22 protein-coding genes are annotated in these 23,449 nt (G+C 47.9%); 18 read left to right on the top strand and 4 right to left on the bottom strand.

What is annotated here, in order from left to right:
- The first annotated feature begins 14 nt into the window (after positions 1-14).
- From A8O23_RS05225 to A8O23_RS05250, 6 genes are all read left to right on the top strand, one after another.
- Complete coding sequence (locus A8O23_RS05225; protein WP_066617678.1) at positions 15-1,769, top strand: sulfatase-like hydrolase/transferase; 1,755 nt, start codon at positions 15-17, stop codon at positions 1,767-1,769.
- A 123-nt stretch (positions 1,770-1,892) separates the two neighbouring features.
- Positions 1,893-2,456, top strand: coding sequence for a 30S ribosomal protein S16 (locus A8O23_RS05230; RefSeq protein WP_066617681.1), 564 nt, complete (start codon positions 1,893-1,895; stop codon positions 2,454-2,456).
- A gap of 11 nt (positions 2,457-2,467) precedes the next feature.
- The gene (gene rimM / locus A8O23_RS05235; RefSeq protein ID WP_066617684.1) at positions 2,468-3,061 is read left to right on the top strand and encodes a ribosome maturation factor RimM; all 594 of its coding nucleotides are present in this window, start codon (positions 2,468-2,470) and stop codon (positions 3,059-3,061) included.
- Positions 3,045-3,746 (top strand): tRNA (guanosine(37)-N1)-methyltransferase TrmD, encoded by a 702-nt coding sequence (trmD, locus tag A8O23_RS05240; RefSeq protein WP_066617686.1) that lies wholly within the window; start codon positions 3,045-3,047, stop codon positions 3,744-3,746. Before rimM ends, trmD begins: the two co-directional genes overlap by 17 nt.
- A gap of 73 nt (positions 3,747-3,819) precedes the next feature.
- Positions 3,820-4,182, top strand: a complete 363-nt coding sequence (gene rplS, locus A8O23_RS05245; RefSeq protein WP_066617689.1) for a 50S ribosomal protein L19 — start codon at positions 3,820-3,822, stop codon at positions 4,180-4,182.
- Positions 4,183-4,596: 414 nt separating this feature from the next.
- On the top strand, positions 4,597-5,370 hold the full coding sequence (locus A8O23_RS05250; protein ID WP_066617692.1) for an SDR family oxidoreductase: 774 nt from the start codon (positions 4,597-4,599) through the stop codon (positions 5,368-5,370).
- A 493-nt stretch (positions 5,371-5,863) separates the two neighbouring features.
- Here A8O23_RS05250 and A8O23_RS05255 read toward each other — a convergent pair whose 3' ends face one another.
- The 3 genes from A8O23_RS05255 to A8O23_RS05265 all read right to left on the bottom strand — a co-directional run bounded on the left by A8O23_RS05255 (position 5,864) and on the right by A8O23_RS05265 (position 9,670).
- Positions 5,864-6,733 carry an ATP-grasp domain-containing protein gene (locus A8O23_RS05255; RefSeq protein WP_066617694.1) on the bottom strand — a complete coding sequence of 290 codons (870 nt, stop codon included), beginning with the start codon at positions 6,731-6,733 and terminating at the stop codon, positions 5,864-5,866.
- Positions 6,734-6,843: 110 nt separating this feature from the next.
- Entirely contained in the window at positions 6,844-8,175 is a 1,332-nt protein-coding gene (locus tag A8O23_RS05260) for an amidohydrolase (protein WP_066617696.1), read from the bottom strand.
- A gap of 178 nt (positions 8,176-8,353) precedes the next feature.
- Positions 8,354-9,670, bottom strand: a complete 1,317-nt coding sequence (locus tag A8O23_RS05265; RefSeq protein ID WP_066617698.1) for an amidohydrolase — start codon at positions 9,668-9,670, stop codon at positions 8,354-8,356.
- A 218-nt stretch (positions 9,671-9,888) separates the two neighbouring features.
- On the opposite strand from A8O23_RS05265, the gene A8O23_RS05270 reads away from it, so the two are divergent.
- The 9 genes from A8O23_RS05270 (at position 9,889) to A8O23_RS05305 (ending at position 20,280) form a co-directional block, all read left to right on the top strand.
- A complete protein-coding gene (locus A8O23_RS05270) occupies positions 9,889-12,831 on the top strand; it encodes a M1 family metallopeptidase (RefSeq protein ID WP_153042082.1) in 2,943 nt (980 codons plus the stop codon).
- 227 nt (positions 12,832-13,058) lie between these two features.
- On the top strand, positions 13,059-14,711 hold the full coding sequence (pgi, locus tag A8O23_RS05275) for a glucose-6-phosphate isomerase (RefSeq protein WP_066617704.1): 1,653 nt from the start codon (positions 13,059-13,061) through the stop codon (positions 14,709-14,711).
- 208 nt (positions 14,712-14,919) lie between these two features.
- Positions 14,920-15,270 carry a nuclear transport factor 2 family protein gene (locus A8O23_RS05280; RefSeq protein WP_066617706.1) on the top strand — a complete coding sequence of 117 codons (351 nt, stop codon included), beginning with the start codon at positions 14,920-14,922 and terminating at the stop codon, positions 15,268-15,270.
- 163 nt (positions 15,271-15,433) lie between these two features.
- On the top strand, positions 15,434-15,955 hold the full coding sequence (locus A8O23_RS05285) for a GNAT family N-acetyltransferase (RefSeq protein WP_066617708.1): 522 nt from the start codon (positions 15,434-15,436) through the stop codon (positions 15,953-15,955).
- Between the two features lie 249 nt (positions 15,956-16,204).
- Positions 16,205-16,441 (top strand): hypothetical protein, encoded by a 237-nt coding sequence (locus A8O23_RS21405; RefSeq protein WP_153042083.1) that lies wholly within the window; start codon positions 16,205-16,207, stop codon positions 16,439-16,441.
- Between the two features lie 9 nt (positions 16,442-16,450).
- Entirely contained in the window at positions 16,451-17,992 is a 1,542-nt protein-coding gene (locus A8O23_RS05290; RefSeq protein WP_066617711.1) for an alpha-N-arabinofuranosidase, read from the top strand.
- A gap of 16 nt (positions 17,993-18,008) precedes the next feature.
- The gene (locus tag A8O23_RS05295) at positions 18,009-18,722 is read left to right on the top strand and encodes an SIMPL domain-containing protein (protein WP_066617714.1); all 714 of its coding nucleotides are present in this window, start codon (positions 18,009-18,011) and stop codon (positions 18,720-18,722) included.
- 111 nt (positions 18,723-18,833) lie between these two features.
- Positions 18,834-19,688: a pirin family protein gene (locus A8O23_RS05300; RefSeq protein ID WP_066617715.1), complete on the top strand. Its 855-nt coding sequence runs from the start codon at positions 18,834-18,836 to the stop codon at positions 19,686-19,688.
- Between the two features lie 325 nt (positions 19,689-20,013).
- Positions 20,014-20,280 (top strand): hypothetical protein, encoded by a 267-nt coding sequence (locus tag A8O23_RS05305; RefSeq protein ID WP_066617716.1) that lies wholly within the window; start codon positions 20,014-20,016, stop codon positions 20,278-20,280.
- Positions 20,281-20,415: 135 nt separating this feature from the next.
- Here the strand turns inward: A8O23_RS05305 and A8O23_RS05310 are convergent, their stop codons facing one another.
- Positions 20,416-21,174 carry a hypothetical protein gene (locus tag A8O23_RS05310; protein ID WP_066617717.1) on the bottom strand — a complete coding sequence of 253 codons (759 nt, stop codon included), beginning with the start codon at positions 21,172-21,174 and terminating at the stop codon, positions 20,416-20,418.
- Positions 21,175-21,313: 139 nt separating this feature from the next.
- Here A8O23_RS05310 and A8O23_RS05315 point away from each other — a divergent pair, with 139 nt between their 5' ends.
- The 3 genes from A8O23_RS05315 to A8O23_RS05325 all read left to right on the top strand — a co-directional run bounded on the left by A8O23_RS05315 (position 21,314) and on the right by A8O23_RS05325 (position 23,425).
- A complete protein-coding gene (locus A8O23_RS05315) occupies positions 21,314-21,721 on the top strand; it encodes a 6-pyruvoyl trahydropterin synthase family protein (protein ID WP_066617718.1) in 408 nt (135 codons plus the stop codon).
- Complete coding sequence (folE, locus tag A8O23_RS05320) at positions 21,714-22,385, top strand: GTP cyclohydrolase I FolE (RefSeq protein WP_066618275.1); 672 nt, start codon at positions 21,714-21,716, stop codon at positions 22,383-22,385. The genes A8O23_RS05315 and folE overlap by 8 nt, the downstream gene beginning before the upstream one ends.
- 125 nt (positions 22,386-22,510) lie before the next feature.
- The gene (locus tag A8O23_RS05325) at positions 22,511-23,425 is read left to right on the top strand and encodes a TIGR01777 family oxidoreductase (protein ID WP_066617724.1); all 915 of its coding nucleotides are present in this window, start codon (positions 22,511-22,513) and stop codon (positions 23,423-23,425) included.
- Positions 23,426-23,449 lie beyond the last annotated feature (24 nt).

Raw genomic sequence — 23,449 nt, forward strand, 5'->3', positions numbered from 1 at the left:
GTTACGGTAAATCTATGAGGCAGCACTTCCAAAAATATTTCCTCTGGTATGCATTTGCCGCACTTACCCTGTATGTCATCACGGTAGAAATGCGCCCCGGGCGGCTGTACTTTCTGCTCACCTACCTGCTTTTCCAAGACAGCCTCCTGAACCTGCTCCTGTACCTGACCTGCTTCGGGCTAAGTGTTATTGGCCTTCTGGCATTGCTGCTCAATAAAAATAAAGTGATTTTCTGGGCTACTGCAGGCCTGTTGGCACCCTGTCTGCTTATAAGCCTTACGTTCAGGTTTATCAGTGGCTATAATTTCATGTATTCAGATGCCGTTCTGGCCTGGAATAATTTAGCCTTAGCCGATGCCGTTTTCCCAAATTACGCCAAAGAAATAGCGCTGGCGACTGGCGCTACCCTTTTGCTGCTCGGCTGCCTTCTGCTCTTCCGGCGCAAGACGACATGGCGAACTTTCACCGCTTCCTCTGCTTTGTTTCCGTTGGCTGCCGTGGCGGCTTTTTCGCTAATAAAGTGGAGCTCCGGCGTGGTAGATGATTTCCCAGCCCTGTATCGTGTTCCTCTGGGCTTTGCGACTGCCATTTCAGACCGGGTTCCCCAGCCAGAGAGGGCACCGGCACCTATACTACCCACTGCCCAAGGCATTCCGCACCTGTTCCTGATTGTAGACGAAAGCATTACCGCCACAGAACTAACCCTGCACCAGCCAGAGCTACAAACCACCCCTTTTTTATTTTCGGTACGTGAACAGTTACATGACTTTGGAGTTGCCAGCTCTTTCACAAACCAAAGCGGAGGCTCCAATATTGCCCTAATGAGCGGCACCCGCTTGTCTGAAATACCAGATAACAGCTTTAAAACGTTCTCCCGCACCAACATTTTTCAGTTTGCCCAGAAAGCAGGCTATACTACTTATTATATAGATGCTCAGCAGGCTGGCCCTGTCTTACAGAACTTCATGTCACCCGAAGACCTGAAATACATAGACCAAGTAGAACGTCCCGCCGAAGGAAAACCCGATCTGCCCTACTACGAGCGCGACATGCTGGTAGCGCAGCGGCTGGCACAATTAGCCAAGGCTCCCGGCAAAGTGTTTGCCTACGTGGTGAAAGCCGGTGCCCACTGGCCCTACGCCCGTACCTATCCGCCAGATTCTGTTTTTTTTAGTCCTATTCTCTCGCCCAGAAGCATATATAAAGACAAGCAACGCACCCTCAACACCTACCACAACGCCCTCCGCTGGACGGTAGATGAGTTTTGGCGAAAGCTTATGTTGAACATCGCTCCAATAGACAGCACTGTCATCCTCTACACTTCAGACCACGGCCAAAACCTGAACCAGGCCGGCATTAGTCTCACCCACGCCTCAGTACACAACACTTCTCCTCAGGAAGCAGCGGTTCCCCTGTGGCTCTGGGATTCTGGCAATCTGGTGCAACTAGACGAAGTAAAAAAGCCTGGAAAATATAGCCACGCCCACATTTTCCCTACGCTATTACAGCTGCAAGGGTACTCTCCCATCTGGGTACGGCAACAGTATGGCTCATCCCTTTTAGAGACACCCTCCTCCAAAGCCCCTCAAAGAATTTTTCTGTCTGGTGACCTGTTTGGCCGAGGCCCGCATTCTGTGATTCCTTTTGAATGGAAAGACAAGGAGGAACAGTGCTTTTTTGAGCTGTTTTTAAAAAAAGAGGCTAAAATCAGGAGTATGAGGGAGGCAAGGCAGTGTCTGGTATATCCGGGTCCAACTGTCCGGCTATAGTTTCTCCTCTCATTTTTATATTCCCAAATTTTCTCATCTTCAAATCATTAGTGCATTCAAATAATTTGCAGTATCTTTGCACCCCAATGCCGGACGGGATCCGGCGCTTTAACAAATTTAGCTATGGCTGTTAAAATCAGACTGGCCCGCAGAGGCCGCAAAAAAGCTGCAATGTACGATATCGTAGTTGCAGATGCTCGTGCACCACGTGATGGTCGCTTCATCGAGAAATTGGGTACGTACAACCCATTAACCAACCCAGCTTCTATCAACTTCAACGAAGATAAAGCTCTGGATTGGGTACTAAAAGGCGCTCAGCCAACTGACACTGTGAAAGCTATGCTTTCTTACACCGGTGTTATGTTCAGAAAGCACCTGCAGATTGGTGTTTTGAAAGGCGCTATCACCCAAGAGCAGGCAGATGCCCGCTACGCTGAGTGGAAAGCTGCTAAAGAAGCTAAAATCACTGGTAAAGTAGAGAAATTAGGTTCAGACAAAGCTGCTAAGAGACAAGCTGCTCTTGATGCTGAAGCAAAAGTAAACGCTGCCCGTGCTGAAGCTATCCGTTTGAAAAACGCTCCAGCCCCAGAAGCTGCCGCTGAAGAAGCTCCTGCCGCTGAAGGCGAGGCTACTGAAGGTGCCGCTGATGCTCCAGCTGCTGACGCTACCGAAGAGACTCAATCTTAATATTACCGGCCATGACGTTAGACGCCTGCTTTCAGCTGGGGTACATTGTAAAGACGCATGGCACCAAAGGCCAGGTAGTCGCGTTTTTTGACGTTGACTTTCCGGAAGAGTACGATGAATTGGAATCAGTTTTCCTGTTGATAAACGGAAAGCTGGTTCCTTTTTTCATTGACGACCTTAACCCGCAGGACAAAGGCCGCAGCATCATCAAGTTTGAAGATGTAAAAACCGTGGCTGATGCCGAGAAGTTGAAAGGCGTTTCGCTTTACCTGCCCCTGAACCAGCTGCCCCAGTTAGAGGAAGACCAGTTTTACTTCCACGAAGTGATTGGCTATACCGTTATTGATGAGCAGTTGGGCGAGCTGGGCAAAGTAGAAACCTTCTATGATCTGCCTAACCAGGACCTGCTGGCCATGGAGTACCAAGGCCACGAAGTACTGATTCCGGTGCAGGATGAGATTATACTGCGCACTAACCGAGAGGAGAAAAAGCTATACGTAAGCTTGCCTGAAGGACTGCTGGAGGTGTATACTCAACCAAGTAACCGCAACGAGGAAGAACCGCCATTGGAGGGAGAAGAGGACGAAGATGAAGACAAGGTTTGACATTATCACTTGCCAGCCACACCTGCTCACCGGCCCCTTTGACCATTCTATCTTAAAGCGAGCCCAAGACAAAGGTTTGGTAGAAATTCATCTGCACGACCTGCGCCAATACGCCATCAACAAGCACGGCCAGATTGACGACTATGCTTTTGGCGGCGGCGCCGGAATGGTGCTTATGATTGAACCCATTGCCAAGTGTATTCGCGGACTTCAGGCGGAACGGCAGTATGACGCGGTCATTTACATGACCCCAGACGGCCAGACACTGAACCAGCCCATGGCCAATCGGTTGTCTTTGCTCCAAAACATCATCATACTGTGCGGGCATTATAAAGGCGTAGACCAGCGGGTACGTGATCTGTTTGTGACCCACGAAGTCAGCATTGGCGACTACGTATTGTCTGGTGGTGAACTAGCCGCAGCGGTGTTGGCAGATTCTATTATCCGGATTATTCCGGGCGTGTTGAACGACGAGAGCAGTGCCTTGTCAGACTCATTCCAGGACAATCTATTGGCGCCTCCGGTCTACTCCCGCCCCGCTGATTTTGAGGGTCATGCCGTGCCAGAAATTCTTCTGTCAGGGAATACACCCAAGGTAGAGGAGTGGCGGTTTGAGCAATCGGTGCAGCGAACTAAGGCCTTACGCCCTGATTTACTGACCGATAATAAAAATATTACTTCTTGATTTACATTTAAAAAAATAACGTCTATATTTGCAGTCCGAATTTTGCAGATAAAATAGACACTATACCATAGTCATGAGCGATTTAATTAACTTAATACAGCAGGAATATACTGAGAAGCGCGCGTCTATCCCTTCTTTCGCTGCTGGCGACACCGTTAACATTCACGTAAAAATCCGTGAAGGTAACAAAGAGCGTATTCAGCAGTTCCAGGGCGTGGTATTGCAACGCAGAAATTCTGGCACCAGTGAGACTTTCACTGTAAGAAAAGTGTCTAACCAAATTGGTACTGAGCGTATCTTCCCAGTTCTTTCTCCAAACATCGAGAAAATCGAGGTTATCCGCAGAGGTAAAGTAAGAAGAGCTCGTCTGTTCTACTTAAGAGGTCTTTCTGGTAAAGCAGCTCGTATCAAAGAGAAAAGAAATTTTACCGCATAAGGTATTTAGTTTTTCCATAGTTTTAGTTTAAAAAAAAGCCGGCCTCACCCCGGCTTTTTTTTATGCCCCTGTTTGATTGCTGATTGTTTGTTGTTGATTGTTTGAAAATATCTTGATGTTAGAGTCTAATCTCTGGCAACGACTTAAATAATAAGAACAGTTGAGAGCCAAGACAGGTGTGGATTTCATTTAGGCTACAGCTTTGGCGCAGACACTCGCAGGTTTGGTAGACACTGCGAGGGCATTGGAAGAAGCGATAAATCAATTCTTTAGAGACGCAACACTTTGTTTCTCCCACGCCAATCTGTTTTGGGCCTTCTTTCCTAAAAACAAGCCTAAAACAGAAAATTACCGCAGCCTCTGCTCTCTTTGCCAATTTCTGCGTAGACTTGCTTTAACATTGACGAATAGAACATGCAGAATAACCGCTGGAATTTAGAGGGCCGTTGCGCCCTGGTAACCGGAGGCACCAAAGGCATAGGCGCCGCCATAGCCGAAGAATTGCTCAACCTGGGCGCCGATGTACTGATTGTTGCCCGCAAAGAACTGGAAGTAAACCAAGCTGTGACTGAGTGGCGCGCGCGCGGACTGAATGCCTCGGGCATGGTAGCCGACGTAAGCCAACCCGCCGATAGACACAACCTCATACAGCTGATTGAAAACACTTGGGGCAAGCTGGACATTCTGGTGAACAACGTGGGCACCAACATCCGCAAGAAAATTGGCGAATATACTCCAGATGAATACAACTACCTGCTACAAACCAACCTCACCTCGGCCTTTGAGCTGTGCCGGCTGGCGCACCCGTTCCTGAAGAATTCTAAGCAAGGAAATGTGGTAAATGTGTCTTCGGTAGCCGGACTTGGTCATGTACGCACCGGTGCCATCTACGGTATGACCAAAGCAGCCATGGTGCAGCTTTCTAAGAATTTGGCTGCTGAATGGGCTTTGGACGGTATCAGGGTCAACTGCGTGGCACCTTGGTACATCCGCACTCCCCTGGCAGAACAAGTACTGCAAAACCAAGAATATGCTGACGCTGTTCTCAGCCGCACCCCTACCCGCACCATAGGAAACCCAGAAGACGTGGCCGGAGCCGTGGCTTTCCTTTGCATGCCCGCCGCTGCCTACATCACCGGACAATGCATTGCCGTTGACGGAGGCATGAGTATTAACTTGTTTGGGTAGTTCAATCTAATTCAAAGCAGCAGCGCCCCGCTTGTAGTAAGCGGGGCGCTGCTGCTTTAGGCCTGTTTTCAAGAAAAGAGGCTGGAAACGTGCTTCACTAAACCTAGTCCCTCTTAAGCTTATCTTGCAGACATACTTTCCTGTTGATACTTTCCTGCTAATGCTGCCTGATGATGCTGTCTGTTGATGCTGTTCGGGATTTACCAATCCCGAACCATTCTGTCGGGGATTTATAAATCCCCTTTCTAGCCTCTGCTGTAGCTGGAGGATTAGGAAATCCCCGACAGAGAACTTCCGAATTTACCAATCCCGAAGAGCGGTTAAACGAGGCGCTGCTGCTTTAAATCTGTTTTCAAGAAAAGAGGCTGGAAACGTATTTACCCGCACCTACGAGGTTAGCTTTTAAGTAGAGCCAACAATTTCTTCCCATGGAAAGCTAATCCTCCGTCACTGGCGGGGATGGGTAACACTTTTGCTACTTCAACAACTTCAACTACATCAAGTCCTTTAGCGCTTGATAATAATTCTCCAACCCTTGCTCATGGGTGTGAAGGAACAGGAACGGCTCTATCAGCTCCAACTCCATCAGTTGCAGTTCCCCGTTTACGTCTACGCCGTCTACGCGGGCATACAAACAGCCTTGGGCAAACTGATCAATATACTTTTGGGCTTGCGGCAACAGGTGCTCTGGTGCAGGCTGTGGATGGATGGTGCCACCAAAGAAATGTTGCACTCTAAAGTCTCCGGACTTTGCAGACTTTAAGACGGTGTGGCTGTAACGGCCGTTGAAAAACAGGAATGACCACTCCCCTTCTTCCTGCACCTGCGGCATGAACGGCTGCGCCAGGTAATCTTCAGAAATCAGCAGCTCCTGTAGCCGCGGCAGTACATTTTCTACCTCTTCCCGCTTTACAATAAAAGTGTTCTTGGCTCCGCCGCTTACGGTTGGTTTTATAATGATTTTATCTGTGCCGAAACGGGTAAAGATGTGCTCCAACTTGGCTTGCTGCCCCCGCTTCAGCAGCTCAGTAGGCACTACGGGCAATCCGGCTTTAGCCACGTCTAAAAGGTAATGCTTATCAGTGTTCCAGCGGATAGTTTTAAGAGGATTGAGCGTGCGCAGACCAAGCTCCTCTACCTTGTCTAACCACTCTCGGAATGCAGGGAACTTGTCGAAGTAATCCCAAGGTGATTTGAAAATAGCTAAATCGTACTGCTGCCAGTTCACCTCTGCATTGTCCCATACTTCTGGAGTAATGTCTACGCCTTTGGAGGCAAGAAAATCAAGAAGCTGTCCGTCTTCGCTTCCGCTTAATGAGCCATAACTCTGGATGGCGTCATAGGTAACTAATGCTAGTTTCAAGTTATGTAAAATTGATATTTTAAGTTGTGAATGTATTAGACCCACCCCCTCCGTGGAGGGGAGGGTTAGTGCGTTTTAGAGCTACTTTTCGGAAACCGGCCCTAAAACAGCTACTTCAGCGGGTTGTTCAGGTACTCTACCGCTAGTGTTGCTAAGGTCTTTACCCCTAGTTTCATTCCGCTTTCGTCAATGAAGAAGTCGGGAGTGTGGTGCGAGGGGGCGGTGGCGGGGTCTTGGCCTTTGGGCATGCCGCCCAGAAACAGGTAAAGCCCGGGCACCTTCTCCTGAAAATAGGCGAAGTCTTCGGCAATGGTTACAGGTTTGGTCAGTTTAACGGCGTTTACTCCGGCTACTCGCTGCAAAGAGGGCAACATGTGGGCAGTCAGGGCTTCGTGGTTGTATGTGACAGGCGTCATTTCTTGAATCTCTACCTCAGCCGTGGCACCGGCTCCGGTGGCAATGCTGGTGGCGGTCTGCTTTAAGCGCTCATGAATTTGTTTCTGCATTTGGGTATCTAAGGCCCTGATGGTGCCAATCATCTCCACTTGGCCCGGAACAATGTTCGCACGCACGCCTCCGTTGATAGCGCCTACGGTTACTATAGCAGGTGCGTTGGTTACATCTAACTGGCGACTCACAATGGTTTGCAGCGCCGTCACAATATGGGCCGAGGTCACAATAGGGTCTACGCTCATCCATGGGGTGCCGCCGTGGGCTTGTTGGCCTTTTACTGTGATTTTAAAGTTATCGGAGCTGGCCATCATGCCTAGAGGCCGGTAGGTGATGGTTCCTACTTCTACATCTGAGCGAATGTGTAATCCGAAAATGGCGTCTACTTTAGGGGAATTCAGCACGTCTTCCTGCACCATCAGTTTGGCCCCGCCTACCACTCCGGCCGGAGATCCTTCTTCAGCTGGCTGAAAAATAAACTTTACAGTGCCTTTCAGATCTTTTCTCATGGCGCTCAGCACCTCAGCCGCCCCCATGAGCATGGCAACGTGGGCATCGTGGCCGCAGGCGTGCATTACGCCCACTTGTTGGCCCTCAAAAGTGGTGGTTACTTTAGAGGCGAAGGGTAGATTATGGGAGTTATTCTCGGTCACAGGAAGAGCGTCCATATCAGCTCGCAGCGCTACCACTGGTCCTGGTTTTCCTCCTTTCAAAATACCCACCACACCGGTTCTGGCCACACCAGTTTTCACCTCCAGCCCCAATGATTTCAAGTGATTGGCAATTTTCTCGGCGGTCTTTACCTCCAGGTTCCCCAGCTCAGGGTTCTGGTGCAGGTCGCGGCGCCACTGAATAACCTTTGGTTCCACTTTTGTAGCCAATTGGTCAAGCTGCGCCTGCCATTTCACCAACTGAGCATGACCTACAGTAGGCTGAGCAAGAAGCGCACAAGCAAGCACACCGGTTAAAAGGATTTGTTTATATGATGGCATAGTAACACGTCTGTTTTCGGGCTTACTTACTAAAATCAGCCCGAAAACAAAGGTACGGCAAGTGAGCGGAAAAGGAATGGGTATCTGCTCCCTGATACTATAAGAAGCCTCTGTTTTTGACCAAATTTTGTAAAAACAGGTCGAAAACAGAGCTTCTTACAGCTAGATACCTTAATTACTACTTCCGCATTGGGTTGTTCAGATAATCAACCGCCAGGTAAGCCAAGGTGCGTACGCCCAGTTTCAGGCCGCTTTCATCTATAAAGAAGTCAGGCGTGTGGTGGGCAGGCACTTTAGAGGGATCTTGCCCTTTGGGCATGCCGCCTACGAACAGAAACACTCCCGGCACTTTCTCTTGGAAAAAGGCGAAATCTTCGGCACCGGTCACGGCTTTGGAAAGCACTACATTGGGTTTTCCGGCTACGCGTTCCAAGGTGGGCAGCATGTGAGCCGTGAGGGCTTCGTGGTTATAAGTCACGGGTGTGTTTTTGGTAATCTCTACCTCGGCGGTGGCTCCGGCGCTTTCGGCAATTAATGTGGCGGTGCGACGCAACTTTTCGTGCACCTGCCGCTGCATGGTTGTATCCAGGGTACGGATGGTGCCAATCATTTCTACTTCCTCCGGAATAATGTTTGAGCGTACGCCACCATGAATGGAACCTACTGTCACCACCGCCGCGTCTTTAGTCAACTCCAACTGCCGGCTCACAATGGTCTGTATGCTGTTTATAATCTGCGCCGACACCACAATAGGATCTACGCTGGCCCAAGGATATGCCCCGTGTGCCTGACGGCCCTTCACCCTTATCTTGAAATTATCAGAACTGGCCATGGTGCCCTGCGGGCGGTACTTCATAGTGCCTACTTCAGTGGCAGAGTTGATGTGTATACCGAAGATAGCATCTACATTAGGGTTACGAAGAACTCCCTCCTTTACCATTAGGTCAGCGCCTCCCTCTTCCCCGGCTGGGGCTCCTTCCTCGGCTGGCTGGAAAATAAATTTTACGGTGCCTTTTAATTCTTTGCGGTGCTGGGCCAGAATTTCCGCCGCGCCCATCAGCATGGCCACGTGGGTATCATGGCCGCAAGCATGCATCACGCCTACCTCCTGGTTGTTGTAGGTAGTCCGGACTTTGGAGGCAAAGGGCAAACTGTTCCGCTCCGTAACCGGCAGGGCATCCATATCCGCGCGCAACGCTACCACGGGTCCTGGCTGCCCACCCTTCAGAATACCCACTACTCCGGTTTTGGCCACGCCTGTCTGTACTTCTATGCCCAGACTTTTCAGGTGTTTGGCAATTTTCTCGGCGGTCTTTACTTCACGGTTGCTCAGTTCGGGGTTCTGGTGTATGTCACGGCGCCACTGAATGACTTTGGTTTCTATTTTATCGGCTTGCCGGTCAATGCGGGCATGTAAGTCAGAAGTTTGGGCTAGGGCGGTGTACGCAGAAGCCGACAGCAAAAGTACAGCGGCAAGTTTTCTGGTGAAGAGCATGTGTAGTTGTTCTTTAGATATAGTAAAGGGTGCAGGGTTTTATAGCGTTCTGTTTTGGGTTTCTTTTCTGAAAAATAAGCCCAAAACGCATCTAAAATAGCGGTTATACCCCACACTACATAATACAGATGAAGTGGCTAGCCTATATTAAGCCACGCCTGCAAGGAAAGTCAACTAAACCAGCTGAATCTTTTATATTCGAGCAAACAATAAACTCCATGAATAAAAGAATTTCACTCTGCATTTTATTCTTTATACCTGTTTCGGCCTTTTCACAGCAAAACTGGCAGCAGGAAGTAAACTACAAAATTGACGTGACGCTGAATGACGTAGACCACACCCTCAGCGCTACAGAAGAGATTGAATACATCAACAATTCGCCAGAGACACTTACCTTCTTGTACTTCCATCTGTGGCCAAATGCTTATAAAGACAGAAATACTGCTTTTGCCAAGCAACAACTGAGGAACAATGTCTCCCGCTTCCATTTTGCGCCGGAGCATGCCAGAGGATCTATTACTGGGTTAGATTTCAAGGTAAACGGACAACCTGTTAAATGGGAGTATGATGCCAAGAATCCAGACATAGCCAAACTGACCCTGAACCAACCGCTGGCGTCGGGGCAGCGCATTACCATCAGCACGCCTTTTAAAGTAAAATTACCCGACTCCTTCTCCAGATTAGGGCACGTGGGGCAGTCATACCAAATAACGCAATGGTACCCAAAGCCTGCGGTGTATGATCAAGATGGCTGGCACCCTATACCGTACCTGGACCAAGGCGAATTTTACTCAGAGTTCGGCTCTTTTGATGTGCGCATTACGCTACCGGCTAACTATACCGTGGGCGCCACTGGAGTTTTGCAAACAGCCAAAGAGATAGCCCGAATGGACAGTTTAGCCACTGCCACCGCCTCTATCACCAAGTTTGACAAGACTGATTTAGATTTTCCGCCTTCCGCTGCCCAAACAAAAACTCTGCACTACCGGCAAGACAAAATCCATGATTTCGCGTGGTTTGCGGACAAGCGTTTTCATGTGCTCAAAGGCGAAGTGATTCTGCCCCACTCCAAAAATGCCGTCACCACCTGGCTGTTATTCACCAACCGCCGGGCGGAAACCTGGATCACCAGTATGAAAGACATGAATGATGCGGTGTACTATTATTCCCAGTGGGTGGGTGACTACCCGTACGCACACGCCACGGCGGTAGACGGCGCGTTAAGTGCCGGTGCGGGCATGGAGTACCCCATGGTAACCGTCACTGACCCTGAGGCAATTATTCACGAAGTAGGCCATAACTGGTTCTACGGCATTTTAGGAAGCAACGAACGACAGCACCCTTGGCTAGACGAGGGCATTAACACCTATTATGAGACAAGGGTAAAAACTCAGCGCACCCAAAACGCAGGCATGTTGTCAAGTGCTTTTAAAAGCGAGCAACTAAGAAACTTTTTCGGCCTCGGGAACTTGCCCTCCACGGCAATAGACGCTCAAGTTTTCATGTCTGGGGCCAGCCGGGGTCTGGACCAACCGGTAACCGCTGCGTCAGAGCAATTCAGAAGCATGAATTATGGCACCGGTGTGTACGCCAAAACAGCTTTACTCTTTCATTACCTAGAGAATTACCTGGGCACCGCTCGTTTTGACAGCGCCATGCACCGTTATTACCAGCAGTGGAAGTTCCGGCACCCAGGCCCGCACGATTTACAGACCGCTCTGGAAAAATCTACCGGCGAGCCTTTAAACTGGTTTTTCCAGGACTTACTGGCTTCTACCAGCATTCCAGATGCCCACTTGGCAAATGTCACTAAAACTGAGAACGGGTTAACGGCAACGGTCACCCAAACCGGAAAACTTGCTTTGCCGGTGCAAGTAGCCACGCTAGATGCCGAAGGAAATATCCTTGAATCATACTGGACCAAACCTAACGAACGAAAGCAGACCGTAACTTTCAAAGAAACCGATGCCTTCGTTGATCGCGTGGTGGTAGATCCGCAGTATCTGTTCCCGGAGTTGGACCGCCGCGACAATCAGTATAACCTCCACAGTTTTCTGCCTAAAGTAGAGCCCCTGAAACTGCAGTTATTGGCGGGTATACCGCGCATTGACAAGCAGCAGCTCTTTTTCATGCCCACCATTGGCTACAATACTTATGATAAGTTTATGCTGGGCGGCGCCTTTTACAATCATTTGGTTACCGAGCATAAGTTGAATTACATTGTCATGCCCATGTACGCCTTCGGGAGCAAACGCCTCACTGGGTTGGCTGATGTTCATTTCAGGCTTCCGGCCCAAGGTTTTCTACGGAAAGTAGAGCTAGGTGTGCAGGGGCAACGGTTTTCAAACTACCAGATTATTAAACCAAGCCTTACGTTCTATAACAGACTGAAAAATTCGATAACCCCGTGGCAGCAACTGACATTGAGTTGGAGCGTTGTGAAAGAGGAGTTCATGCCGAACTTTCAGGCGCCGCAGATAGCTTACCAACTCAGTTCCAGCAATGCCATCAGTGGTTCTGAACTACGGCTTGATTTTACCACCTTCCGATATGATGTACCGTCCTACTCCTCCCCTTTTCCTGGACCTGACTCAAAGGAGGAAACTGGGCATGTCAGCCGGCTTAGGTTAGACCTCCATAATTGGTTTAAGTACAAAGCGAACAAGGAGATAAGGCTACGTACTTTTGTTGGGCTCATGTTCAAAAATGGCACCAATCATCCTTTCTACCTAGGCTTAGCCGGCAGCCCTGACTATCTGAAAGAGCACGTCTTTTTTAACCGCCAGGAGATGGCAACCTCTTTGGGTGGCCCGGCATCCATCAGGCAAACTGATAGAAAAGACGGTGGCTTCCGGAACCCAATAGCAATAGTTAGCCAAGATTGGCTGGCCGCCTTGAACCTGACCGCCGATGTGCCCGTGCTTCCCCTCACAGCTTACCTGGACCTTGGTCATGTGGGAGGAGAAACGAAAGAAGTTCTCTACGGCACTGGCTTCCAGCTTTCCTTCTTTAATAATATGCTGGAGATTTATCTTCCGGTGGCAGGCAGCAATTTTGAAGACACCTACCCCGGCAATTTCAAAAACTTCAGAGAAAGCATTCGGTACTCGCTTAACCTGAATCTCTGGAATCCTTACAAGTTGCTGGACAAAATGCAGTAGCAAAGGCTAATTCTGCGGTTAAAGAATTTTAAGTTGAAGAAGCACATGCAGAAGGATAGAGTTGAGTAATGCTCTGTTGAAAATCCCACTGTTTAGGGCTATTTTTCCGAAACTAGCCCCAAAACGCCCTCTGAGTTTAGAGCTGAAGCGCCTGTGGGTAAATCAATTTTCCTAAACACGCTGCTTTTCCTAACTTCGCTCCCTTACATTGAACCAAAAGCAAATACATGTTTCCTGCCATAAACCCCACTTCTACCCAAGCTTGGGAGAAACTTTTTCAGCATTACGCTGACATTGAAGCCAAACATTTAAAAGATCTTTTCCAGCAAGATCCGCAGCGGTTTGAGAAATTCTCTCTTACGTTTGAGAACATCTTGCTTGACTATTCTAAAAACAGAATAACCGAAGAAACCCGCTCCCTTCTGGTTTCCTTGGCCGAAGAGTGTGGCTTGAAAGATGCCATTGACGCTATGTTCAACGGGGAGAAGATCAACTTCACTGAAAACCGTTCTGTATTGCACGTAGCCCTGCGTAACCGCTCTAACACTCCGGTGCTGGTAGACGGCCAGGACGTAATGCCCGATGTAAACCGCGTGCTGGCGCAGGTAGAGCAGTTCTCTAACGCCGTCATCAACGGTGAATGGAAGGGCTACACCGGCAAAGCCATTAACACCATTGTGAACATTGGCATTGGCGGTTCTGACTTGGGCCCAGTAATGGTTACCGAGGCACTGAAGCCGTACAAAAAAGCGCACATAGAAACCTATTTTGTTTCTAACGTTGACGCTACGCACATTGCCGAGACGCTGAAGAAGATTGACCCAGAAACCACGCTGTTCATGATTGCCTCCAAAACGTTTACCACGCAGGAGACCATGACCAACGCGCACTCTGCCCGCAAGTGGTTCTTAGAGCAGGTGCAAGACGAGGCCCATATCAAAAAGCACTTCGTGGCGCTGTCTACCAACGCCCAGGCGGTGGCCGAGTTCGGAATTGATACGCAGAACATGTTCGAGTTCTGGGATTGGGTAGGCGGTCGTTACTCGTTGTGGTCGGCTATTGGTCTGTCTATTGCCTGCACCGTGGGCTATGACAACTTTAAGCAGTTGCTGGAGGGTGCCCACGCCATGGACAATCATTTTAAGTCGGCTCCTTTTGAAGAAAATGCACCCGTGTTGCTGGCTTTACTGGGCATTTGGTATAACAACTTCTTTGGCGCAGATTCACACGCGCTGTTGCCCTATGACCAGTACATGCACCGCTTTGCCGCGTATTTCCAGCAAGGCGACATGGAAAGCAATGGCAAATACGTAGACCGCAACGGTCAGCCGGTGAACTACCAGACCGGCCCTATCATTTGGGGAGAGCCCGGCACTAACGGACAGCACGCGTTCTACCAACTCATTCACCAGGGCACCAAACTAATCCCCTGCGATTTCCTGGCGCCTGCCAACAGCCACAATCCGCTGGGTGACCACCACCCGAAACTGATGGCCAACTTCTTTGCCCAAACGGAGGCTTTAATGAATGGCAAAAGTGAAGAGCAGGTCATTGACGAGATGCACCAATTGGGCTGCTCTGAAGAAGACATTCGTAATCTGAAAACTTACAAGGTTTTTGAAGGTAACCGCCCCACCAACTCTATCTTGTTCAAGCTGCTTGACCCTAGAACCTTGGGCAGCCTAATTGCCATGTACGAGCACAAAATCTTCGTGCAAGGCGTGATCTGGAACATCTACAGCTTCGACCAGTGGGGGGTGGAATTAGGCAAGCAACTAGCCAAGAAGATTCTGCCAGAGCTCACCTCAGCAGAAGATGTCAACAGCCACGACAGCTCTACCAACGGGTTGATCAACCAGTTTAAGGAGTTTAGGAAGTAAGGATTTGTTCGGCTTATCTGTAAAATATGACAGATAAGCCGAATAGACTTCTGTTTAGCTGGTAGTTAGGCGGCACTTTGTAATCATTGTTCATATTAACATTAAAATAGAGTACCAGAAACAATTTTATTAGAGCGGGTTATATCTCTTAGAAAATCATTTTACAATACTTACAGCATTAACTTAAACCTAAAATAAAGGAATTCGCATGGTAGAGTATAATAAAGCAATACTAGAAAAGGCGAACGAAGCTATTACTGAAGGTGACAATGAAGGATTTCTGTCTTTCTGCACCGACGACACAGATTGGACTTTTGTAGGTGACCAGACCCTACGAGGGAAGGAAGCTGTTCGACGGTACATGGCCACGGCGTACATAGAACCACCGAAGTTTATGGTTGAAAACTTAATCTCTGAAGGTGATTTTGTTACAGCCCTCGGCAAAATCAGATTAAAAGACAGTGACGGGAAAATGGCTGACTACTCATACTGTGACGTCTGGCGATTTCGCGACGGTAAGATGGCTGAATTAAAGGCTTTTGTTATCAAGACTGACTAAAAGTGCAAACCACCATCGTTACAATGATCATTGGGAGAAATCACCCCTAATAGTGACTAGCTACATATTAGAAAAGTAACGCCTAACAACACCTAAAAAGCACTAAAAACGCTTTTTAGCCAAGTACGTTTGCTGCAACAAAAAAAAGAACCCTTAAGCGAGAATGGAAAATATTGAATTAAGAAGAGTAGCGGTAAACGATCTAGACCAATTACAGAGAATCGGCAGACAGACATTTTCCGAAACATTTTCTTCTGGAAATAGCGAGGAGAATATGAAAAAGTATTTGGAAGAAGGGTTTTCAACAGAAAAGCTAGAAGCTGAATTGGCCAACAAGAACTCTGAGTTTTATTTTGCCCTTTTTGAGAATAAAGTAATTGGCTATTTGAAAGTCAATTTTGGACAATCTCAAACAGAAATAAAGGATGATAACACCCTTGAAATCGAACGGATTTATGTTTTAAAAGAATTCCACGGGAAAAAAGTCGGTCAAATACTTTATGAGAAGGCAATGGAAATATCCAAACACAAGGATGTGGATTATGTTTGGTTAGGGGTTTGGGAAGAAAACCCAAGAGCACTTCGATTTTATGAGAAAAATGGTTTCGTGGAATTTGATAGGCACATTTTTAAACTAGGAAATGACGAGCAGACGGACATAATGATGAAACTGCAATTAAAATAAAAATGGCAACAGCGGACATGTATAAGACAGATGAACTCTGGAGCGACGAAGCCTTTACGATGCGCCTAGCTGACTAGATTGGAGTCTTAGGTATTGGCACAGAATGCTATGGTCCAGTCAAAGGGGAAATAAATTTCCTACGTCAAAATCCTACGACAGTAGATTTTTCTGACTTTGACCATGTAGTTGAAGGAGACCTGGAAATAAGCTCGGGTAGCCTTTAAAATACAAGACTGCCCGAAAGGAGCAGTGGAGTTTGAAAAAGAACTCCCCCTTGGAAATTATAGAGTTAGAATTTACTCAATTAACTTGGGAAGTGTGGACGTAGATGAAGGTGATGATTACTACAGAATTGAGGTTTGGAGAGGACAACCACTAGGCAAAAAACTGTTAAAGGAGTATAAAAACCACTACCCAACCCACATAGGCACCTTTGTCAGCCAATTTTACTGTCCTGAAAACCACCTAGCATGTAGTACAACCTAACATCTACTTATGAAGAAACTCTACTTTCTTGCTGTCTTTATTTTGCTTTGCCTACAGGTAAGTGGCCAGACAACTGGTGTGCTGCAGGCAGACTCTGTAAAAGGCATTACCATCAGTAAACACATCTATGGTCATTTTGCTGAGCATTTGGGCCGGTGCATTTATGGTGGGTTTTACGTGGGCGAAGACAACACCAAAATATCGCATACCAACGGTATAAGAAATGACGTGGTGGCGGCATTGAAGAAATTGAAAATACCTAACCTACGGTGGCCCGGCGGCTGTTTTGCTGATACCTACCACTGGAAAGACGGCGTTGGCCCTAAAGAAAAGCGCCCCACCATTGTAAACACCTGGTGGGGAGGTGTAACAGAAAACAACAGCTTTGGCACCCATGATTTTCTAAACATGTGTGAGATGCTGGGCGCAGAGCCTTATTTGTCTGGCAATGTGGGCAGCGGCACGGTGCAGGAGCTTATTGATTGGGTGCAGTACGTCAACTTTGCCGGTAAGAGCCCCATGTCTGATTGGCGGCGCCAGAATGGGCGTGACCAGCCCTGGAACGTGAAATACTGGGGAATAGGCAATGAGGCCTGGGGCTGTGGCGGTAACATGACACCAGAGTATTACGCGAACCTTTACCGCCAGTACGCCACTTACATGACAGGCTTTGCCGATGCTAAGAACATGTTCCGGATTGCATCTGGCGCATCTTCTAATGATTATAATTGGACGGAGGTGCTCATGAAGAATATTCCGGCCAATCTGATTAGCGGTATGGCCTTACACCATTACTCTGTCATTGACTGGGACAAGAAAGGCCCTGCCGCCACGTTTACTGAACAACAATATTTCACTACCCTGCAGCGAGCCTGGCAAATGGAGGAACTGGTCACCAAACACTCCGCCATTATGGACAAATATGACCCCCAGAAGAATATTGCTTTGGTAGTGGATGAATGGGGTGGATGGTATGATGTGCAGCCCGGCACTAACCCTGGGTTTCTGTTCCAACAAAACACCATCAGAGATGCCATGATTGCCGGCATGACCCTTAACATCTTTAACAACCACGCTGAACGCGTGCGCATGGCAAATTTGGCACAGGCAATTAACGTGCTACAGGCAGTCATTTTAACCGATGAAGAAAAAATGATTTTGACCCCTACCTACCACGTCATGGAAATGTATAATGTGCACCAAGACGCTACTTTGATTCCCCTGAATCTCAAAACCACTGACTTCGTGCAGGGGCAGGAGAAACTGCCCGCCGTTACTGGTTCGGCCTCTAAAGATGCCTCTGGTCGTACCCATATCTCCTTCACCAACATTGATTCCCGCAAAAACCAAAAAGTCACGTTAGAACTAAAAGGCTCTAAATTATCTTCCGTAACGGGTCGTGTTTTGGCGTCTAAAGCTATTCAAGACCATAATACCTTTCAGGAGCCTGACAAAGTAAAGCCTGCCCCTTTCAAAGACGCAAAACTTAAAAAGAATACCTTAGAGGTTACTTTACCACCTGCCTCTGTAGTGGTGTTAGAGTTAAAATAAACTTACCCTTCCTCACATGAAAAATTCCGTGCTGTTCATCTGCCTGTTTTTGGCATTCTCCTCCTGCGCGCCGGACCCACAAACGGCTCAGGAGAAAATCAGAGTGAGTGGCGAAGGGAAAATCAGGGTAAAGCCCAACATGCTTACTCTGACCTTACAGGTGTCTTTCACGCAACCCAGAATGGCAGATGCCGTGCGGCTGACGCAGGAAACGGTAGATTCAGTCATAACTATTTTGGGGCAGTACGGCAATCTTGAAAAAGATTTGAAGACCAGCAGCATTTCAGCTGACAAGGAATACACTTACAACGGCAGAACAACTGTATTTGTAGGGTACCAAGCTGAGCAATCAATGGACTTTGTGCTGAATGATATTTCAAAATTCACAGAACTGACGGGCAGGTTACTGCAAACAAAAATCAACAGCATATCACAGCTTCAGTTCGGCCACACCCAAGCCGATAGCCTTTTTAGGGAAGCTGATTTACTGGCGTATGATGATGCTTATAAATCAGCGAGTAAGTTGAGCCAAAGAGCGAATGTCACCTTAGGCAGATTGCTTTTCTTATCCAACACTTCTGAAACCGGCGGCTCTAATCACTCATCACATGTAATGCGCCAAGAAATGAACACCTACGCCAAAGGAATGGGCGGTAACGGATTCAAGATTTCGCCGGAGGTGCTGGAATTTAAACGAACGGTGGTTTCTGAGTACGAGCTTAAGCCATAGCTCTGTGGCTACAACTACTTCTATAAACTTCCATTCAGGCACCAGATGTAGTTAAGTCAGGAAACCTTCACCGGGAAATCAGGTTAAGAAAAGAAACAAAGTCACCTTTTTATGAGAAACATCAAGAAAATACATACAGCAGAGTACCGCCCTATTGCCGATTTGATTACTTATTCTCCTCTGCCCACGCGCAGCCTGCAGATGATTGACCCGTTTCTGTTTTTGAACCACCACGGGCACCAGGTGTACAAGCCCAAAAACAACGGGTTACCTTTCGGGCCGCACCCGCACCGCGGCATGGAAACTGTTACCTTTATTCTGGAAGGCGACATCATGCACAAAGACAGCGGCGGACATGAAAGCGTGATTACGGCGGGCGGAGTGCAGTACATGACGGCTGGCCGCGGCTTAATACACGCCGAGGTTTCCTCAGATGATTTCAAGGCCACTGGCGGTCCGCTGGAGATTCTGCAGCTGTGGGTAAACTTACCGGCTAAGCTCAAAATGACCGAGCCGCGGTACGAAGGTCTACAGAAAGAAGACATTCCGTCTTTTACTATGGACGAAGACAAGGTAACTGTTAACTTAGTATCTGGCGAGTGGAACGGGCACAAAGGTGCTTTTGAAACTTCTTCGGAAATGGTGCTGAGCACAGTCTATTTTCAACCCGCAGGCAAGCTAACTGTTACCGTACCGGCCGAGCGAAACATCTTTTTCTACATCATCAAAGGTACACTCAAAGTCAACGGGCAGGAAGTGCCGTTCCGTAACCTGGTGGAATTTAACAACGAGGGCGAGGAACTAGAGATAACCGCCTCTGAAGACAGCATTCTTCTGTTCGGCCACGCCAAGCCATTTAATGAGCCAGTAGTGGCGCAGGGCCCGTTTGTCATGAACTCTGAAGCCGAAATTTACCAAGCCTACCAAGATTACCAGCAAGGCAAGTTCGGCTCTTGGACGCATTAAAAAAAACAATAACCGCCACCTGTTTTCGCCGCGTTTTCAGAAAAACAGGCTAAAAACAGCTAAACAGGAAGGCCTCGGATATATTTTATCCGGGGCCTTCCTGTTTATCAACCATTGTATTCTTCAATGCTTAATGATGCTTTTTACTCCAAAAATGGCGCCTGCAGGTGAGCTGAAATATGTGTAGCAACAGCGGACGCTTGCGCCATAAATATTTCCTTAGATAGGTATAGTGTACTATTTAGTAATATTAGTACATTAGCAGACAGCTTCTTACAAAAATTAATCCTCCCCCCATATGTCATAACCTATATTCTCAACAGCTATGAAGTTTAGATTCAAATTTCCGGAGTTAGTAGTGCTGCTACTTATCTTTTCTACAGTCGGCTTCACGGCAGGTTATCTGTTCACCATTGGTTTCAGCATCATAGAATATGAGCTGATCACGGAGAAAATGATTTTGTTTGCCTCTTTCGGAATACTGATTCCGCTGCTGTTTGGGTTGTTGATCATCAGCAAGGGAGCCTATTCTGTTTCCAGTTCTGACGCCAGCAAAAAAACCACCCGTAGACGGCGCATGCACAACGCCTAAATCAAAGTCCTCCCTTTTAGCTACAGCTCTAGATCAGGTGCTGTTTTAAGCTTCTTTTTCAGAAAACAGCTCTAAAACAGAAAGGCCCGGAACTTCACGCTCCGAGCCTTTCTGTCTTTAATTTAAAGAATCAGCTTAGTTTATTTTCTGCATTTTCGCCTTTACAATCTCCACGGCCTTGCGCATGTTCTCTACTTCCTGCTTGGCAGCTTCCTGCTGTTTTAGGTTGTTTTCTACGTCGCGGTTCAGTTGCTCCAACTCCTTGGCATTCGCTACCAATGCAGCTTCCAGCTCCTGCTTTTTCTGCTGGTTCTTCGCAATTTTATCTTGAATATCAGTAGCCTGCTTTACCACCCGCTCTGCCTCTGTTTGGCTGTTCTGCAATACCTTTTCAGCATCGGCTATTTGCTGCTGCACATCTTGAATATACACGCTGCGGGCAAATTGCTGCAGCATGGCTTCGCTCCGCTCCCATTCTTTGGTAGTGTTGGCTTTACTTAGGTAAGCATTTCCCATATCAAACGTCCACCACACCATGGTGCCTTCCTGCGTACCTTCCACCTTTGACATAATGCGCATCGGGTTTTTGGTGATAGTATCTATCTGCGCTTTTTCAACGGTGTACACGCCTTTCAAAGCCTGCGCTTTGGCAGTTGGTAGAATAGATGGTCCTTTCACACTCCCCCCAGATTTGTCTCTCAGGTAATTAGACCAGGCTTTCTCTACCAATTTACTGTCTAGCTGAATCAAAATGCGTTGCCCTTTGCGGGTAATTCCATTGATTTCTACCTCCGTTTCGTCTACTGTTGAGCGTTGCGCCCAACCAGTGGTGGCCATTCCCCAGAGCATTAAAAGCAGCGCGGCTGCCAATACATGCGTTCTTTTCCCTTTCATGTTCTACTATTCAAAAATTCAACATGAAATTAGACAAAAAAACAGAAAACCACGCAAGCCCTACCTTATTAAAATAAGCCGTCTGGTATAAATTCTGTTAATATAAAACTAATTTGCCGCCGAGCTTGTTTTTACCCCTATGAACGTAACTGTCTGCCGAAAAGAAAACTTTAACGCTGCGCACCGCCTCCACAACCCCAATTGGACCGATGAACAGAACCAAAATGTTTTCGGGCTGTGCAATAACCCCAACTACCATGGCCATAATTATGAGCTGGTGGTAAAGCTGACGGGGCCGGTTGACCCCGAGACAGGCTATGTCTATGACATGAAAAAGCTAAGTCTGCTGATAAAGGCAGAAATTTTAGATAAATTTGACCACCGAAACCTGAATCTGGACACCGAAGAGTTTAAGAACCTGAACCCCACTGCCGAAAACATTGCCGTGGTAATCTGGCAGCGCTTGCGACCCCACCTTGCCCCAAACCTTTCTTTGTCCGTTACTTTATTTGAAACCGATAGAAACTTTGTTGAATACCTTGGATAATAAAGAGCTGTTTCACGATGATCAGCTTCCGGAAGACGACCATATGGCCGGCTCTTTGGAAACCCCACTTCGGCCCGATGCCTTCGCGCTTTCTGATGAACAGAAAATTGACGGCATTGAAAAACACTTCCGCGAAATCATGCTTCTGCTGGGCCTTGACCTAGATGATGACAGCCTGAAAGGAACTCCGCGCCGCGTGGCCAAAATGTACGTGCAGGAGATTTTTGACGGCCTTAAGCCTGAGAATAAACCAGTTGCCCGTCTGTTTGAGAACCGCTACGGTTACCGCCAGATGCTGGTAGAGCGCAACATTACCCTTTACTCTAGCTGTGAGCACCATTTTGTGCCTATTATTGGCAAAGCCCACGTAGCCTACATTCCGGACGGACACGTGATTGGCCTTTCTAAGCTGAACCGCATTGTGCAGTATTACGGCCGCCGCCCTCAGGTGCAGGAGCGCCTTACCCGCCAAATTGCCCAGGAACTGCGTGATGTGCTGCATACCGAGAACGTGGCTGTACTGATTGAAGCTGACCACCTGTGCGTAATGAGCCGTGGCGTGAATGATGTGACCAGCAGCACCATTACTTCTGAATTTTCCGGCTTGTTCGAGCAAGATGCCTACCGTCTTGAATTCATGCAGGCCATTCGGCATAATCAATAGCCATGATGAAATTTTCAGGGGTAACCTACATTCCACTTTTCTCTTTTTCGTATACGTTACATTCCAGCCCTCTAACCAGAGGTATTGGCTCTGGCAGCCGCTGGAACAGACTGTAAAAACGGAACATGTCAGATAAGATACTGATTGCCGGCGGAACCGGTCTTTTGGGCACGCGCCTCTCTGAAATGCTGATTGACAGCGGCTACGAAGTAGCCCTCCTGAGTCGCACCCCAGACAAGTACGCCCGATACAAAACCTTTAAGTGGGATATTGCCGCTGGCCATATTGATGAAAATGCCATTCGGTACGCCGATTACATCATCAATCTGGCTGGCTCCAGCGTATCAGGAGATAAATGGACGGTTTCGCGCAAACGTGATATTCTGAACAGCCGCATTCAGAGCACCAACCTTCTCTGCAAATATCTGGAGAACACGCCTCACCACGTGAAGGGCTACCTTGCCTCTTCAGCAGTGGGTATTTACGGCAACTCCGGTGACAGGCTGATGATGGAAGAAAGCAGCTACGGCTCAGATTTTCTGGCTGAAGTCTGTAAGCAGTGGGAAAGTGCCTCCTGGCAGGTACATAACCAGAACATCCGCACTGTAATTTTCAGAATTGGCGTTGTGCTCAGCAACAAAGGTGGGGCTTTGCCCCAAATTGCTAAACCTATAAAGATGTTGGCCGGGTCTCCGCTGGGTTCTGGTAAGCAATTCATGTCCTGGATTCATATTGATGACATGTGCCGTTTGTTTATAAAGGCAATAGAAGACCGCCAGATGACTGGCGTGTATAATGCCGTGGCGCCCAACCCCGTCACGAACGAAGAGCTTACCCGCACCCTAGCCAAGGTCATGCACAAACCTATGGTTATGCCTAATGTCCCAACTTTTGGTTTAAAGCTGATGCTGGGCGAAATGAGTTCCATTGTATTAAACAGTTCCCGCGTTAGCGCCACTAAAATTTTGCAAACCGGCTTTACTTTTGAATACAATTACATTCAGGAGGCACTGGAAAGCTTATATAACAAAGACAGTTAGCCTGCGTCAACCTTTTTCTCTAAA

This window comes from Rufibacter roseus (genome assembly GCF_001647285.1).
GTDB classification, from domain to species: Bacteria; Bacteroidota; Bacteroidia; order Cytophagales; family Hymenobacteraceae; genus Nibribacter; species Nibribacter roseus.

Coding starts and splice junctions, on each gene's coding strand:
- A8O23_RS05230 (WP_066617681.1), top strand. CDS start 1,893: ATGGCTGTTAAAATCAGACTGGCCCGCAGAGGCCGCAAAAAAGCTGCA.
- A8O23_RS05285 (WP_066617708.1), top strand. CDS start 15,434: ATGGAAAATATTGAATTAAGAAGAGTAGCGGTAAACGATCTAGACCAA.
- A8O23_RS05310 (WP_066617717.1), bottom strand. CDS start 21,174: ATGAAAGGGAAAAGAACGCATGTATTGGCAGCCGCGCTGCTTTTAATG.
- A8O23_RS05250 (WP_066617692.1), top strand. CDS start 4,597: ATGCAGAATAACCGCTGGAATTTAGAGGGCCGTTGCGCCCTGGTAACC.
- A8O23_RS05315 (WP_066617718.1), top strand. CDS start 21,314: ATGAACGTAACTGTCTGCCGAAAAGAAAACTTTAACGCTGCGCACCGC.
- pgi (WP_066617704.1), top strand. CDS start 13,059: ATGTTTCCTGCCATAAACCCCACTTCTACCCAAGCTTGGGAGAAACTT.
- rplS (WP_066617689.1), top strand. CDS start 3,820: ATGAGCGATTTAATTAACTTAATACAGCAGGAATATACTGAGAAGCGC.
- A8O23_RS05295 (WP_066617714.1), top strand. CDS start 18,009: ATGAAAAATTCCGTGCTGTTCATCTGCCTGTTTTTGGCATTCTCCTCC.
- trmD (WP_066617686.1), top strand. CDS start 3,045: ATGAAGACAAGGTTTGACATTATCACTTGCCAGCCACACCTGCTCACC.
- A8O23_RS05270 (WP_153042082.1), top strand. CDS start 9,889: ATGAATAAAAGAATTTCACTCTGCATTTTATTCTTTATACCTGTTTCG.
- rimM (WP_066617684.1), top strand. CDS start 2,468: ATGACGTTAGACGCCTGCTTTCAGCTGGGGTACATTGTAAAGACGCAT.
- A8O23_RS05305 (WP_066617716.1), top strand. CDS start 20,014: ATGAAGTTTAGATTCAAATTTCCGGAGTTAGTAGTGCTGCTACTTATC.
- A8O23_RS05265 (WP_066617698.1), bottom strand. CDS start 9,670: ATGCTCTTCACCAGAAAACTTGCCGCTGTACTTTTGCTGTCGGCTTCT.
- A8O23_RS05260 (WP_066617696.1), bottom strand. CDS start 8,175: ATGCCATCATATAAACAAATCCTTTTAACCGGTGTGCTTGCTTGTGCG.
- A8O23_RS05225 (WP_066617678.1), top strand. CDS start 15: ATGAGGCAGCACTTCCAAAAATATTTCCTCTGGTATGCATTTGCCGCA.
- A8O23_RS05325 (WP_066617724.1), top strand. CDS start 22,511: ATGTCAGATAAGATACTGATTGCCGGCGGAACCGGTCTTTTGGGCACG.
- A8O23_RS05280 (WP_066617706.1), top strand. CDS start 14,920: ATGGTAGAGTATAATAAAGCAATACTAGAAAAGGCGAACGAAGCTATT.
- A8O23_RS05290 (WP_066617711.1), top strand. CDS start 16,451: ATGAAGAAACTCTACTTTCTTGCTGTCTTTATTTTGCTTTGCCTACAG.
- A8O23_RS05300 (WP_066617715.1), top strand. CDS start 18,834: ATGAGAAACATCAAGAAAATACATACAGCAGAGTACCGCCCTATTGCC.